Here is a 15,208-nt window from a genome sequence, read left to right on the forward strand (position 1 = left end):
AAATGTCGCTCGAAGCGTACCACATCATCCAGCAGGACATCATCAAGGCCCTAAAGGAACACAAGCGTCGTGCGCTGGAATACGTGTCGTAGATCAATAGGGGAATCTGCGATTCACGTGAGGCCCGAACCGGGCCTCACTTTTTTATATGGGCGCAGCAGTGGAACCCTTTTTTTCTTTCCATGGCCGAACCGGCCTCGGCCTGTTCCTCCAGGAACCGGCGGATATCATCCTTCTTCGGCAGCTCGACCTGGTATTTGGAGACAAAGAGGCGGTTGTCCATTCCGGCCAGCGCGTACTCGACCAGCGCGTGATTTTTTTGCGTGCAGAGCAGGATGCCCACAGGCGGGTTATCGCCCGCAGCAGTCTCATGTGCCCGGAACCAGCTAACGTAGGTATTGAGCTGACCCAAATACTCATGTTTGAAGTCGTCCATCTTGAGCTCGATGAGCACATGGCACTTGAGGATGCGGTGGTAGAAGACGAGGTCCACGAAGAAGTGCTCGCCGCCGATCAGCACCCGCTTCTGGCGTGCCTCGAAGCAGAAGCCTTGGCCAAGCTCGAGCAGGAACTCCTGCAGTTTGTCCATGAGCGAATCCTCGAGAACGGATTCGCCCATGACTTCCTTCGCCTTGATGCCCAGAAATTCGAAGACATAGGGATCCCGAACGGCATGCGCAGGTTCAACCGGCACAGCCTTGCGCCGCACCATATGCGCGAGCTTCTTCTTGTTCTTCGAAAGGCCCAGCCGCTCGTAGTAGAGGCTTGCGATCTGACGCTTGAGCTCGCGGACAGACCAGTTTCCGCGAATGCATTCTGTCTCGTAGAAAGCGCGTTTGAGGGGATCGTCAATTTTGATCAGTTCGACGAAATGGGTGAAGGAGAGCGCTTCCAGCATCAGTTCTGCAGAAAAACCCGAATGAGTCTGCCGTACAGACACCGGACAGGCAGCCGAGGCCGGCAAAACGGAAATCAGCGATTTCCGGATTGTCATGGCCCCTGACCCGGAAATCAGCGATTTCCCGATCTGCGGATAATCCTCATAGAGCTGGCGGCAGAGGCGCAGGTAGCGCTCTGTGTAGCACCGATCGAGCTCACGATCGAGCCGCATCGCAAGCTTTTCGAGGAGATGCGCTCCGTAACGCGCACGATCCTCACCCATCCGCTCGTATTCCTGAATGTACCTCCCTACGAACCAGTTCCGAAGCGTAAGGCCGACATTGACCGCTTTTGCAGTCTGGGACGCCAGCTGCCGATGGATCTGGACGATAGCCGTAACAAGGCCGCTGAAATCCCTAAGCCTTGTGGCGATTTGATTCCGAGGCATACACGGTCAAACAGCAACTCCTGTGCCAACTTACGGTTTAAAACAACTTGTTGATTATTAAGGAAAAGAAATTACAGCCGCAGTGAGCAGGTGCTGCGTTTCGCAGCAGTGGCGCCGAAAACGCTGCACCTCTTCGAACCTGTCATTTAACGCTCCGTACCGAAGCAGGTTCGTAACGGATTGTACAATGCTTAGGGGGTTATTGACTCATGACCGATCTCGCGTAGCGCATGGTCAGCCCATTTACGCACGATGGGATTACCGTCCTTCGACAGCTCCATCAGCACTGGAACCGCCTCAGGGCCGGCATGACAGCAGACATCATTGAGTTCATCGATGGCATCCCAGTAACTCATGACAAGGCCGCGATCAGCAAAGTCCAGGAAGGCCAGGCCGGTCCTGTCATAGAATATGTCTTCCAAACTGATCTTCATCTTCCTGAACTGGATTTCCCTCTCCTTCAACAGTCTGATCAGCGCCTTGATCAGCTCAGTGACGACACCGGGTGTCAGAGGACTCATGTCGCCCAGCACCTCGGCGGCGCGCATGCGAACCCACCAATTCTTGTCCACCTTCAATGTCCTCATCAGCGTCGGCACCACTTCCTCTGTCGCGGGGCCGATCTTGCCCAATGAACCTATGATGTCACTACGAACAGAGCGATCACCCTCTCTCTTCAGCCTCTTTATAAGAGCAGGCACAATCTTCTCCGGCATGGCATGGCCGATATCGCCCAATGCTATCGCAGCGTAGGCGCGCAACTTCGAATCATTGTGCCCGAGCGCCTCGATCAGGGTATCAACCACCTCCGGCGTCGCAATGCCGAGTCCGCCCAGCGCCTGGGCAGCCTCACATTTACAGTCTCTTCCAGCATCCGTGTCTATAGGTATGACAGGCCAGTCTCTTTCCATGGCCTCTATCATCGCTGACGTCTCTTTTTCCTTTGCCCCACTGCTGAGATCGGGCTGGTTACGGCCATATGAAAATGCATTTGCCACCCACTGGCACAACCAGGCATCGTTGACTTCGAGCGCTGCAATCAGTGCAAAGACCGCTGGATCATCCAGTCCGACCTTTCCCAGTGCATCGGCAGTCCACTCCCGGACATCACGGTTCTCGTCCTGAAGGGCCACTACAAGCGCGGGGCGCGCATCTCTTGCCAGAGAACCCATCTCGCCCAACGCCTGGACCGTTTTCACTCGTATGGCGGGATCTGAATTGCCGAGATAATCGGGACCGATGAGGTTCTTGACCCTGGCGTGCAGGGCCCTTGCACCATCTTCGCCTGAAAGCGAAGACCTGAACTCCTCCGCTTCCGGAAACGCGTCCTCAAGCACGTAAGCGTCATCTTCCACTACCCCGATATATCGCGTTTTGCCCCGGCCGGTCAGCACGTTTCCATCGCCTTGGAGCAAACGACTCAAGCATGCGCAACTATCAGACGGACCCTGGAACAGTTCTCTGCACTCCTCCTGGGTCAGCTCATCGAGGTCTGCGTACGCTTCGATGATGCGATCAGCCAACTTGGCATTCAATTCGATCATGTTTCAACCCTTCGATTTTTTAATACGATAGACAACAGATACATTTATATTATCGTCAGATCATCGATTTTGTTGCTCGTAAAATACAGTCAAAAAAAGTAGTGATTATTCATACATTACAAAGGGTTATAAAGGCAGAGGTAGGAGCGGAGCCTGGAGGCACAGCTGAATTTATTTTTTGAGCGTAAGTCCCAGTTCGTCCAGCTGCGCTTGGGAGATTTCATTTGGCGCGTCGGACATGAGGTCCGAGGCCGAGGCGGTCTTGGGGAACGCGATCACGTCGCGGATGGAGTCGGTGCCGGCAAGCAGCATGACGAGCCTGTCCAGCCCGAGCGCCAGACCGCCGTGCGGCGGCGCGCCGAACGAGAGCGCCTCAAGCAGGAAGCCGAACTTCTGCCTCGCCTCCTCCTCCTTGATGCCGAGCACGTTGAATATCTTCGACTGCAGCGCGCTGTCGTGGATCCTGATCGAGCCCCCGCCGACCTCTGAGCCGTTGACCACGATGTCATAGGCAAGCGAGCGCGCCTTGCCGGGCTCCGTGTCGAGGAGCCCGATGTCTTCCGGATGCGGCGCAGTGAACGGGTGATGCACGGCCACGTGCCTGTGCTCGTCGCCGTTCCACTCCAACAGCGGGAAGTCCACGACCCAGAATATATCGAGTTTCGTCTCGTCCAGGATCTTGAGTTTGCGGCCGAGGGCTAGCCTCACCGCGCCGAGCGCCATGCAGGCAGAATCGCGATGCTCGCCGGCCACCATGAAGAGCGTCTCGCCGTCCTTGAGGCCGGAAGCTGCGGCAACCGCGGCCTTCTCCTGGTCGGAGAGAAACTTGGCCACAGTGCCTGTCCACGCGCTGCCCGCGAGCTTCATCCACGCGAGCCCCCGGGCGCCGTGCGCCTTTGCCACGCCCTCCAGCTCGTCTATGTCCTTGCGCGAGATCTCGTGCTTTCCTGCGTTCAAACCCCGCACCGTGCCGCCGCTCTCCACGATGGAGGCGAACGCCTTGAATCCCGCGCCGCGAAACGCCGCGGTGAGATCGCAGAGCTCCATCGGCATCCTGCGGTCAGGCCTGTCGCTCCCGTATACCGTGATCGCGCGCTCGTACGTCATCCTCTCAAGCGGAAGTTTCACCTTCCAGCCGCGCACCTCGCTGAAAACTGCGGCCATGAGCCCTTCCATCGTGGATAGGATCATGTCGCGGTCGATGAAGCTGGCCTCCACATCCACCTGCGTGAACTCGGGTTGACGGTCGGCCCTCAAATCCTCGTCGCGGAAGCACTTCACGATCTGGAAGTAGCGATCGCAGCCCGCCACCATGAGAAGCTGCTTGAATATCTGGGGGCTCTGCGGCAGCGCGTAGAATTTGCCTGCGTGGATGCGCGAGGGCACGAGGTAATCGCGCGCGCCCTCGGGCGTGCTCTTCGTGAGACAGGGGGTCTCTATCTCCATGAAGCCCTGCTCAGACATGTAGCGACGGATTGCCTGCGCGGTCTTGTGGCGGAGCGCCAAAATCTGCTGCAGCCTCGGCCTCCGCAAATCCAGGTAGCGATATTTGAGCCTCGTGTCCTCGGATGCGTCCGTGCCGTCCTCCACGAGGAACGGCGGCGTGGCTGCGGGATTGAGGATGACGAGCGACTCCACGTTCACCTCGATCTCGCCTGTCACCATGTCGCGATTGGCCTGACCCTCTGGCCGCTTCGTCACGCTGCCCTCGATCTCGATAACGAACTCGTAGCGCAGACCCTCGGCCGCCTTGACCGCATCGGCCGGCGCTGTCTTGGGATTGATGACGACCTGTGTGACGCCGAACCTGTCGCGAAGGCCCACGAATACCAGCCCGCCCAGGTCGCGCCTGCCGCCGACCCATCCCTGGAGCACGACCTTCTTTCCCTCGTCAGAGGCCCTGAGTTCACCGCATGTGTGAGTGCGTCTTCTCATATCGGATCCTATTCGTTCACCCTTATGAAATGCCTCGGCAGCTCGGAGAGCTTCACGTTTTTCTGCTCGCCGCTCTTCATCTCCTTGACCGTCACCTCGCCCCTCGCCACCTCGTCGTCGCCCACTATCACCACGGCGCAGGCGCCCTTCTTGTCCGCTCGGCGCATCTGGGATTTGAGCGAGCGCGCGGAATAGTCCCACTCGACCCTGACCCCTGCGCGCCTTAAGTCCTGCATCACGGGCAGCATCTTCTCCCGCGCCGCCTCCCCCAGCATTGCGAAGAATATTGGCGGAGATTTTACCTCTTCACCGTGCTCCTTGAGCAGGAGTATGAGCCTCTCCACGCCAAGCGCGCATCCGACCCCGGCCACGTCCGGGGGGCCGCCCAACGCGCGGACCAGCCCGTCGTAGCGGCCGCCGGCCGCCACCGCGCTCTGCGCGCCGAGCTTGTCCGTGGTGAACTCGAACGCGGTGCGCATGTAGTAGTCGAGCCCTCGGACTATGCGCGGGTTCTCCTTGTAATCGAGCTTGAGGAGTTTGAGTTCGCGCTTCACCTCGTCAAAGTGTGTGACGCATTCCGCGCACCAGAAGTCCGGAAGGACTGGCGCCTTTGCCATGAGATGCCTGCACGATTCGTTCTTGCAGTCGAGCGCACGCATGGGATTGCGCTCTATGCGGCGTATGCAATCCGCGCATACGGCGCTCTTGTGCTTGTGAAGATAATCCAGCAGCGCCTTGTCATAGGCCGGCCTGCAAGCAGGACAGCCGAGCGAATTTATCTCGAGCGTGATCGACGGGGCATTCACCTCGGCGAGGAACTGCGAGAACATCGCGATGACCTCTGCGTCTGCGAGCGGACCTTTCACGCCCAGGAGTTCCACGCCTATCTGGTGGAACTGGCGCTGCCTGCCCTTCTGGGGCCTCTCCCTTCGGAACATGGGGCCCATGTAGTAGTAGCCGGCCACGGGATCCGAGGCAGCGGCGCCGGAATCGATGTAGGCCCGAACCACCGAGGCCGTGCCCTCGGGGCGGAGCGTTATCGAGTCGCCGCCCTGGTCCTCGAACGAGTACATCTCCTTCTCCACGATCGAAGTGGTCTCGCCCACGCCGCGACGGAAGAGTTCCGTAGGCTCGGCTATCGGCGTGCGGATCTCGTCATACCCATAGTTCTCGAAGATGCGCCTGGCCGCGGACTCGACGTGCTGCCAAAGCCTGGAATCAGGGGGGAGGATATCGCTCATCCCCTTGATGGCTTGGAACTTTTTGGGCGCATGACTCATATGATGGATGACGATTATAAGAAGCAAAAGGGGCGTGTCAACGTAAATACCTTGATATCAAAGGGAAAAACCAATACAATCTGGGGGATGCCAAAAATCCGGATCATCTGCCTTGTAATAATCTCAGCCCTGACGGCAGGCTGCTATAACCCATTCAGCAACATCTGGGACATGTTCGGTGGAGGGGGGAGCGAAAGCGAAGCCGACGAGAGGCCCTCTTTCCTGCCGACGCGCGTCGAAAACCCGACCGAAAAGCTCCTCCTGGCGGTGGGCGGCGTGGCTGAGGGCCGCGACGAGATCATCATATACGACTCGAACGACCAGCCGAGGGACCTCACCGGCTCGACCCTCGTATGCCTCTCCGACTCCGACATAGTGAAGGTGCTGCCCAGGCCCGGTTTCGACACCGAGGCAGCGGGCAGCGGCGTTCGCATCGTGCCCGTCTCCGCGGGCGTGGCCGCGATCACATGCACGCTCAACAGCGAAGCCCTGGGAAGCACCTACGAGGTAACGGTGCCGCCGCAATCGCTGGTTCAGATACTGTTCGCGGAGGCCAGGGGCGTGATGACGGAAGAGGACAGCAGAAGCCCCACGGCCGAGGCGCTGGGCTCCGTGATCAGAAACCGGATATGGTTCACCAACTCCAAAGACAATCTGGAACTCTTCGGCGTGGATCCCGACGACTACGACGCAGATCCCCCTGAATCGTATTACGATTCGATCATCATGGCCGAGGGCCAGTTCGCGCCGACCGATCCGGCCGATTCGAATCACGACGCGTTCCTCGATGCGGAGCAGAGGATATTCCTGGAGGGGGACGACGTCATCGCCTACGACCAGGCGGTGCTCACCGCGGGCGGGATATTCAACGGAGACATCGAAGACAATACGACCGGCGCCTTCGCCTTCTACACGCCTACTGCGGATCAGTGGACGCAGCTCGCGCAGGCATGGTCGTTGTACTACCAGATCCTGCCTGACGGGGCCGGCGTCGCAGACAGCGACTATCCCGGCTTCGCCCCCGTGCAGGTGCTCATACACCCGGACGTCCCGATCGGCGACGCAGGGATACCCGCCTTCGTATTCGTCCGGATGCGCACCGACACAGACTATGCGGTGGTGAAACAGCTCTGACGACGACACCCCATGGAGTCGCCTGAAAGGGGATAAGACATGGCAGCAGACAACAGGAAATTGGTGAAGATCGGCAATATCTACGCCAGCAAACAGCAGCTTGCCGCCAGCAAACAGCAGCTCACCACCAAAAAATCCACCATGAATATTTCGATCACCGCCACGATAAAGATCAAGCCCAAGAATATCCTGTCGCGCTGAAGGACAAAAGAGGTGAAATTGAAGAAAGCATATCTTGCGGCAGCCGCTGCCGCCCTGACCATCGCAATGATGCCGGCCGCGGCGATCGCATTCAAGCTCAAGCCCTGCGAGACGAAGAAGAAGTTCGACGCGATGCAGATCCCTCCATCGCAGTCGATCGCCTCGATCATAGGCCACGAGTTCCGCAAGGCCGACATGTGCGTTCCGATCGAGATCCGCATGAAGTGGGACGAGCACTATAAGGCCGGCGAGCACAGCTTCTACGACGTGAAGGCCGACGAGGTCTATCCCGGAGAATTCTGGTACAGGGTCGACCGCGAGGAATTCGCGATCGTGGCCAACGGCATGGCCTTCAGCGGCAACGACAGGATGGTGAGTTTCTCCGCCTCGGGCGAGGCCTGCCATCACGGCGAGAAAGGCGTCTGCGACTCGTGGACTCCGTTCGGGGCGGACGACGTCAAACCGCACGTCATCCTGGGCTCCAAGACCGGATCGTTCCAATACGGATACCCGACTGTGGTGACCGCCGATGAGGAGATCCCGCACGGCGTCGCCATCTCGCCGCCGCACTTCGAATTCTTCAGGTCGAAGGACAGCTACTCCAGGCCGCCGATGGTCGACATAGACAACATCGCCCTGTTAGACGCCTCGCCATTGGACTACAAGGAGATCACAAAGGCAGCGGCGAAGAGGCTCCCGTACTCGAAATCGATAAGCTGGGACCGCAACGAGAATATCGAGGACGCCCCCACCGATCACCGCGGCACTCTCACCATGCAGATCAGCTTTTCCCCGGTCTGTCCGAGCCAGTTCAGGATAGTGGCGCCGGAGGAGAAGAAGAAGCTCCTCTTCTCCACGAGCAATCCCGGCGAACTCATCATCGAAGCTGATGCCGGCGATTTCGTGGGGCTGACACCCGAACAGATCGAGCAGATCGAGTGGAGCGCGCCCGATAAGGCCGGCTCGCAGATCTCATACGAGCCTTCCACGCGCAAGGGAAAGAAGATCAAGATCACATACACGGGGCTCCCGAAGAGCAACAACGACTTCGGCCCGACGGCGATCACGGCGAAACTCGACACCGAGACATGCGACGCCCTCACCGCGAACAAAGAGGTCCTCCTCTTCTTCCCTAGGGACTCGAGGAACAACCATCTCCCTGACGCGCCGAACTACTATTCCTACTGGCTGCAGACGCCGGCGGGGCACGGCGCCGTCAATGGCACGGACGTCCGCTTCATGGACCTGAACGCGGAGTGCGGAGAGGACCCGAGGTGGCTCGGCTACCACCCGAGGGACACTAGGCTCTCGGTCCCGGGAGACACGGACAGCCAGCCGCTGCTCGTGGGCCGCGACCACGTCTACATCTGCGACTTCCACAAGTACGACAACATCTACCCGGGCCATCCGTCGACGAACTTCTACATGAAGGGGATGATAAACGAGTCGCTCGAATTCGAGGGGATCGACACCTTCGCCGTGATGCTGCTGCACGAGCTCACTCACCGCGCGCACCTCAGGGACTGGTGGAACCCGACCGGCGGTTACCCGAAGAAGGGGTTCTACGACGCCAACAACAACAAGCAGCGCGACCCCTCCGAGGCGATGATCGACGAAGACGAAGACTTCATACCCGACCTCAGGGAGCCGCTGCTCGGCTACGACAAGACGAAGAACCGTTCCTTCAATTCGCCGGACCCGGACATGTACGACGAGCACCACCTCACCTACAGCACGGCGGAGAAGTGGACGAAGGGAAGCGCGGACTCCAAGGACTGGGCAAAGCCCGGCAAACAGTGGCAATAAGCGATGACCCGCACACATAGAAAAAAACTCGTCAACTCCGAGATGTGCCAGGCTTGCGCAGCGTGCTGCAAGCAGTTTTCCATCCTGATCGAAGACCGCGACGACGTCCTGCGCTTCTCGATGCTCGATACGGACAAAATAGAGGTGAGGGAACTCATCGAGGACAAGCTCTGGAAGATCGTCTTCAACTACAGCTGCAGTAAACTCTCGTTCCGAGATGGAAAATATTTCTGCACGGTATATGGTTCGGGTTGCACGTCCTATTCAAAGGAATACCCGAACAATTTTCTTACACCCGACACGCCTTTGGAAGTCCTGGAAGACGAGAAGAAGAGCTGCCCCGCCTTAAGGGCGCTCTGATGCCCCCTTTTCCCCTTTTTATCCATGCAATCTCCGACCGTATTATTTTTGTTGATTTCGCACCCCGATGTTCACTAGTTTCCCGCAAAATCAATCTCAACCACCCTTTGCCGGAGCCGACCTTATGAGCGTGAGAACCATTTCGACCATACCGCCGCCTGCCTTTGCAACGACCTTGCAGGGCCTTGCACGCAGCACGGGCGCGATGAAAAACGTCGCGCCGCACATGCCGGGGCAGGCCGGCGACGGGTTCATCCCGGGCGAGATCGATCCCCTGGTCCACCTGAACGGATCCCCATTGGGGAGGTCGCCATTCAAGCACACGATGTCCCTGATCCCCGGATCGATACTGACGGGCAAAAGACTTGGGGCGCCATCGGAGAACCCTGTGAGGGAGTTCTCCTCTGAGAGAGACCACCTGCAGGGCATCGCCGACAGGATAACTCAATCCGCGCGCCTCAAGATCATACCTAAGTGTTTCAGTCCCTTCAGCGAGCCGGCGCTCTTCATCAGCAGGCTCTCCGCGATCACGGGCAAATCGCTGCCCGTGCTGTTCGGCTGCAAAGATACGGACGTGGGGGAGTGGGTTTCCGACCTCTCCAGATTCAGGGGCCAGCATCTCTTCTCAGCGCTCAGCCAACTGGCCAAAAGGAATCTGGACGAACACGTCATGGACCCGATGGACAACGATCTGGGGGATATCGAACCGAAGATCGCCGGGGAAAAGCTGATCGAGGGCGCCGTGCTCTTCAACTCCCTTAGCGACCCCTCCGCCCGGAAGCTCGTCGAGCGTTTGACGGGGACCTCCTCGGAGCTCTACGAAAGAGCGGGCCTCACAGCCGCTGCTGCGATCTCCTCCGACCTGGCGGCGAGGTCCAATCCCGGCGTCAACAAACACAGCCAGAGGGCTGGGAAGCTCCTCTACAGATCGGCCGTGAACGAGAAGGACGACGCGAGCTTCGGAGTCCAGTACGTCTACGGTCTGCACCACGCGCTGCGCGCCAACGATCACAGCACGATGCAGGGTTTCTTCGGGGCTTCGGTCTCCTATTATGTGAAGATGAATCTCCCCAGGGAGGCCGCGCACGCGATCATCAGGGAGGCATGGGCCTTCTCCCAGAGGGAAGAGCTCGACGTCTCCGACTGGACGCAGATGGCGAACGACTTGAACCGAGCGGCGGCTCTGCTGGAGGATTCATGGAGCGCAAGCGACCAGCCGGACGACCAATCGCTCATCCCGACGCTCCGTGAGATCGCCGAGCAGGCGCTGGAGCTCGGAGGTCATTCCCCCTCCGTCTGAGACATGCGCGCATCAAACGCCACGGACAGGCGCTCATAGTCGAGCGTCGCCGACTCCAGGTCGGCGAAAAGCTCCTCGATCTTCGTCTGCATCTCCTTCACCGCGCGGGAGAGGGTCGCGCACCTTTCGATATCCTGCGCATACGACGCCGCGACTAGTTCCTCGCCGGCGTGCCGAAGCTCCTCTTCGAGTTCGCAGATGCCGGTCTCGTCCGCATCGATCCGCTCCTTGAGCGGGCGCAGCGCGTCCGATCGCTCCTGAACGATCCGCGCGCGGGCGCGCTTCGCATCGCGCCTGCTCATCGCCGTCATCTTCTCCGCCGCGGGACGCGCGCCTTTCCTCAGATCCCTTTCCTCCTCCCAGCCGACCTTCTCGAGGAAATCGTCGTAGCCGCCTTCGAATACTTCAGCCTTGCCGCGCTGAAAGAGGACAAGCCGCGTGGCAAGATTGCGCAAGATCATCTCGTCGTGCGTCACGATGACGACCGCCCCCGGAAACTCATCGATGCTCTCCACGAGAGCCTCCACGGCCTGCATGTCGAGGTGGTTGGAGGGCTCGTCCAGCAGCAGGAGATTTGAAGGCGCAGCCAGGAGCTTGCCTAGGAGGACCCGGCTCTTCTCGCCGCCGGAGAGAACCGCGATTTTCTTCTCCGCGTGCCCACCGCTGAACATCATCGTCCCGCAGATCCCGCGCACCATCGACCTGCTGAGCGCTGGGTTGCCCGCAGCGACCTCCTCCTCGACCGTCGCGTCGGCGATGAGCCTGTCGATGTTGGTCTGGCCGAAATAGCCTACGGTAGCCCCTGGATGCAGGCGCATGGAGCCGGCCTGCGGGGCAAGCTCGCCCGCCAGCAGACGCAGGAGCGTGGTCTTGCCCTTGCCGTTCTTGCCGATGACCGCGATCCGATCCTCAGCGCCGATATGCATGCTCAAATTCCCGATGAGCGGCGCCTGCGGATCGTAGGAAAACGAAAGCCCGCGCGCCTCCAGCATCGTCTTTGCCGGAAAGGGCCGATAATGAAACCTGAAGTCGAGGTCGGCGATGCGGCCCAATTTGTCGCGCAGCGGCATCTTCTCGAGCATCTTCATCTTGGAGCGAGCGGCCGAGGCCTTGGTGTTCTTGGCCTTGAACCTGGTGATGAACGCGAGCAGCTCTTCGCGGCGGCGCTCCTCGTTGATCCGCGTCTTCTCGTACACCTCCTCATCCTCGGCGATCTGCGCGCAAATCTTTTCGGTGGACCCCGGCATCGTGCGGATGGCGCAGCGATGGATCATCGCGGTATGCGTGGTCACCGCATCCATGAACTCGCGGTCGTGCGAGATGAGGATCAGCTCTCCCTTCCATGCGCGGAGAAACCTTGTGATCCAGCGGACCGAGACGATGTCGAGGTAGTTGGTCGGCTCATCGAGCAAGAGGAGATTGGGCGCGGCTACGAGCGTCCTGGCCAGATGCAGGCGCACCTGAAAGCCGCCCGAGAGCTCCTGCGGCGAACGCGCCAGGTCCCCCTTTGAAAATCCGAGGCCGAAGAGGATCTCCTCGGCGCGGTATTCTTCGTGGGCGTCTTCTTCCGAGAGCCCCTCGCACGCTACGGCGAGGACGGTGGGACTATTGAAGCTCAGGTGCTGCTCCACGTAACCGATGCGATAGTGCCGCGGGATATTAATCGTCCCGTCGTCGGGCAGCTCCTCGCCCACGATCAGCCGGAAGAGCGTAGTCTTGCCGTGGCCGTTACGCCCGAGAAGTCCCAGCCGCTGGCCCGGAGACATCTGGAGCGTGGCGTGCTCGAAGAGGAGCTGTGAGCCATAGGATTTGGACAAGTCGTTGATTCGAATCATTGGGTGTCCCCAATAAACCGGAAGACACGCCTCCATGTCCAGAAGAAAGCTGTGAAAGGTCCCCGGGTATCCCTGGTTTCTATTCCGGGAAATGCAGGTTCTGCGCCTTGCAGGAATCCTTATCCGTGGTAATGAACGTGGGAAATTCTTCGGCGATGGGCCGCGTCGTTTGACCGGTCGTGTAGTAATAATACGCCTGCTTCAGGGAATTCAGGATCACCTGCTGGCGGTCGGAGAGGACCTGGTCGATATCGGCCCTGTCATTGCATTCGGTCCTGCACGTGGCGATCGTCGACGAATTTATCGTACGCCTGCCGACCTCGATGTTTTCGCAGCTGTCGAATACGTCGAGAATAGAGCCCACATTCCACATGTCCGATTTCGAAGAGTCTTTCCGGAGCGTGGGAAAGCCCTCTCCGATTCTCAAGAACCTTTCTTTGTAATCATCCATCACCATATTGAAGCGCTGGCAGGCCAACAGCACTTGCGAAAAAGGCCTCTGCGATTCATCCGCCTGCACCATGGTTGAAAGCGCATCCTGCATGATCGTTGAATCAAGTTTCGAAGGGGCAAGCCCTGCGATGAGGACGAGCATTCCGTCCTCTGCCTGCGACGCCTTTTTTTCGTAATGCTCCTCAAGAAAATGTCTGATCGAGCCTAAATAGTTCCGCACGCTCCATTTGTCCACGGCGGGATTGGTGCACGAGGTCTTGAACAGATCCGCTGCAGCCCCGATGAACACCCTCGCCTCCTTGTGCCAGTTGCCCGCATTGGCGCTATCGATGTCCTTTCCCCATATGTACTTCATCGTGTCGAATGACGCCTGATCGATCATCTGATATTTGGAGTTCGGCTTCTCAAAAGAATCGCACTTCCGCCCCTCCGAGGAACGCGCCTCTTCCTTGTCCTCTTCGCTGCTGCAGCCGCTGATGAGCAGCGCAATGCCGACAGCGCCGGCGATGATGAGCGGAATCATGGCACAGCCTCCACGATGAAAACGTCCTCTGTTATATTATCGACCAGGCGACCTGTTTGTTGCTAACAATATATCTATATAAATCAAAAACTTGGACGATTCATTTCCTAAATGCGCCGGATCAAGATCCGGCCTGGAACCGCAGATACGCCTCGTACAACTTCTCCACGTTCTTCCGATGAACAAAATCGTGATGCCTGAAACCACCGCCGAAGGTCTTCGGGATGTGCATCAGCTCATGGATGATCGTCATGTCCTGGTCTGCCTTCGTAAGGCGCTCGAAACGCTCCAGGAACTCTATCGCATACCAGGCCTGGGACTCCATGGCCAGCTGCATGATCTTGGGCAGGGCATGACACCTGGCGATGACCCTCTTCGTCTTGCTGCCGACGCTCCTGATGCAGACGACACGATTGCAATCTATATGGACAAGATTGAGCCTGCGCACGATCTCGCACATCCGCTGCTGAAGATCCAATGCGATGGAATATTGCATCTTCTACCTCGCTTCAATAACTTGTGCCCAGGAAAATGGACCGTCGCTCAATATCCCTTCTTGCCCTTGAGTTCCTGAGCCTGTCTCTTGACGACCCTTATCTCCTCCGGATCGAGCAAACCTGAAAGCGTTCCCATTGCCTTGGGATACTGCTGTTCCAGCCCCTTCGCCAGGTCGTCCATGACAAGACCCATGTCAAAAGGCCGCGATCCGGTTTCGTAATAGGGAAAGCGGACATCGTAGGGAAAAGAATACTCAAAGGGGACGCTCTTGGTCCACATCAATTCGCGGGTCATGATTTCCTGAAGCTTGATCGTCAAAGTTCCGTTCACCGCGATGGTGCCGGTCCCGTGATAGACTTTCCCCGACGATCCGGAGCTCTCCGCCTTCACCGCAGTGTCCTTCCACGTAGCCGATATCTCCAGCACCGGAGTCAGATAGAAGTCGATCTGCTTCTTTTCTGGATAGGGGATGAGATCGTAGGAATCGAACGGACCGCGTACGCCGAAACCCCTGGCCACAAGCATTTCAGGGAGATCGCCCTTGAGCGCTTCGGTCAAGCGCGCAAATTGGGGAGAGGTGCGCCAATCCGCGACCTGAACTATATTCGTCGGAGACGCATAGACCGGGCCGCCCACTGTGACCGTGGCGCCGCCTGATCCGGGCGCCTTCCGGGAATCAGGCGTATAGGAAAAATTCGCCACGTAAGGCGCAGCCTCTTTTTGAGACGATCCCTCTTTGGAGAATCCCTCCGTCGCAAAACCAAAAGCAGCGACCGCAAGAAAAAAGGCCGCAAGAACCATCAGCAGCCTATTCGATTTGTTCGATGTCATCGCGCACCTCCTTATAGAATTTACTTAAAAAATGAACCCTTTTACCAATAACAACATGCCCTTAGCGAACCTGCTTTATAGTGCTCGCGTTCGACACCATAAAGCAGGTTCGTGGTGTTTCTGGGCTCACTTGCTCCCGAACACTTTCTTCAACAGATCCGTCGCCCTCGCGGCCGGATCC

The 15,208-nt window shown here is 58.5% G+C and carries 13 protein-coding genes; 5 read left to right on the top strand and 8 right to left on the bottom strand.

Going from position 1 to position 15,208, the window contains the following annotated elements; all coding sequences use genetic code 11:
* Nucleotides 1-136 precede the first annotated feature (136 nt).
* The 4 genes from WC683_15425 to hisS form a co-directional block, all read right to left on the bottom strand.
* Nucleotides 137-1,327, bottom strand: coding sequence for a PDDEXK nuclease domain-containing protein (locus WC683_15425; GenBank protein ID MFA4974000.1), 1,191 nt, complete (start codon nt 1,325-1,327; stop codon nt 137-139).
* A 191-nt stretch (nt 1,328-1,518) separates the two neighbouring features.
* Complete coding sequence (locus tag WC683_15430) at nt 1,519-2,871, bottom strand: HEAT repeat domain-containing protein (GenBank protein ID MFA4974001.1); 1,353 nt, start codon at nt 2,869-2,871, stop codon at nt 1,519-1,521.
* A 171-nt stretch (nt 2,872-3,042) separates the two neighbouring features.
* Nucleotides 3,043-4,806 (bottom strand): aspartate--tRNA ligase, encoded by a 1,764-nt coding sequence (aspS, locus tag WC683_15435; GenBank protein MFA4974002.1) that lies wholly within the window; start codon nt 4,804-4,806, stop codon nt 3,043-3,045.
* An 8-nt stretch (nt 4,807-4,814) separates the two neighbouring features.
* The gene (gene hisS, locus WC683_15440; protein ID MFA4974003.1) at nt 4,815-6,086 is read right to left on the bottom strand and encodes a histidine--tRNA ligase; all 1,272 of its coding nucleotides are present in this window, start codon (nt 6,084-6,086) and stop codon (nt 4,815-4,817) included.
* 87 nt (nt 6,087-6,173) lie between these two features.
* On the opposite strand from hisS, the gene WC683_15445 reads away from it, so the two are divergent.
* The 5 genes from WC683_15445 to WC683_15465 all read left to right on the top strand — a co-directional run bounded on the left by WC683_15445 (nt 6,174) and on the right by WC683_15465 (nt 10,887).
* Entirely contained in the window at nt 6,174-7,220 is a 1,047-nt protein-coding gene (locus WC683_15445; protein ID MFA4974004.1) for a hypothetical protein, read from the top strand.
* A 39-nt stretch (nt 7,221-7,259) separates the two neighbouring features.
* Nucleotides 7,260-7,421, top strand: a complete 162-nt coding sequence (locus WC683_15450; GenBank protein ID MFA4974005.1) for a hypothetical protein — start codon at nt 7,260-7,262, stop codon at nt 7,419-7,421.
* 18 nt (nt 7,422-7,439) lie between these two features.
* Nucleotides 7,440-9,227, top strand: coding sequence for a hypothetical protein (locus tag WC683_15455; GenBank protein ID MFA4974006.1), 1,788 nt, complete (start codon nt 7,440-7,442; stop codon nt 9,225-9,227).
* Between the two features lie 3 nt (nt 9,228-9,230).
* On the top strand, nt 9,231-9,587 hold the full coding sequence (locus tag WC683_15460; GenBank protein MFA4974007.1) for a hypothetical protein: 357 nt from the start codon (nt 9,231-9,233) through the stop codon (nt 9,585-9,587).
* Between the two features lie 124 nt (nt 9,588-9,711).
* Nucleotides 9,712-10,887, top strand: coding sequence for a hypothetical protein (locus WC683_15465; GenBank protein ID MFA4974008.1), 1,176 nt, complete (start codon nt 9,712-9,714; stop codon nt 10,885-10,887).
* Here the strand turns inward: WC683_15465 and WC683_15470 are convergent.
* From WC683_15470 to WC683_15485, 4 genes are all read right to left on the bottom strand, one after another.
* A complete protein-coding gene (locus tag WC683_15470; protein ID MFA4974009.1) occupies nt 10,869-12,722 on the bottom strand; it encodes an ABC-F family ATP-binding cassette domain-containing protein in 1,854 nt (617 codons plus the stop codon). The two genes, WC683_15465 and WC683_15470, sit on opposite strands and share 19 nt — an antisense overlap.
* Nucleotides 12,723-12,801: 79 nt before the next feature.
* Nucleotides 12,802-13,698, bottom strand: coding sequence for a hypothetical protein (locus WC683_15475; GenBank protein MFA4974010.1), 897 nt, complete (start codon nt 13,696-13,698; stop codon nt 12,802-12,804).
* A 121-nt stretch (nt 13,699-13,819) separates the two neighbouring features.
* Entirely contained in the window at nt 13,820-14,194 is a 375-nt protein-coding gene (locus WC683_15480; GenBank protein ID MFA4974011.1) for a putative metallopeptidase, read from the bottom strand.
* A gap of 47 nt (nt 14,195-14,241) precedes the next feature.
* Entirely contained in the window at nt 14,242-15,027 is a 786-nt protein-coding gene (locus WC683_15485) for a hypothetical protein (GenBank protein MFA4974012.1), read from the bottom strand.
* Nucleotides 15,028-15,208 lie beyond the last annotated feature (181 nt).

The organism is bacterium (assembly GCA_041648665.1).
Taxonomy (GTDB): Bacteria; UBA10199; UBA10199; order 2-02-FULL-44-16; family JAAZCA01; genus JAFGMW01.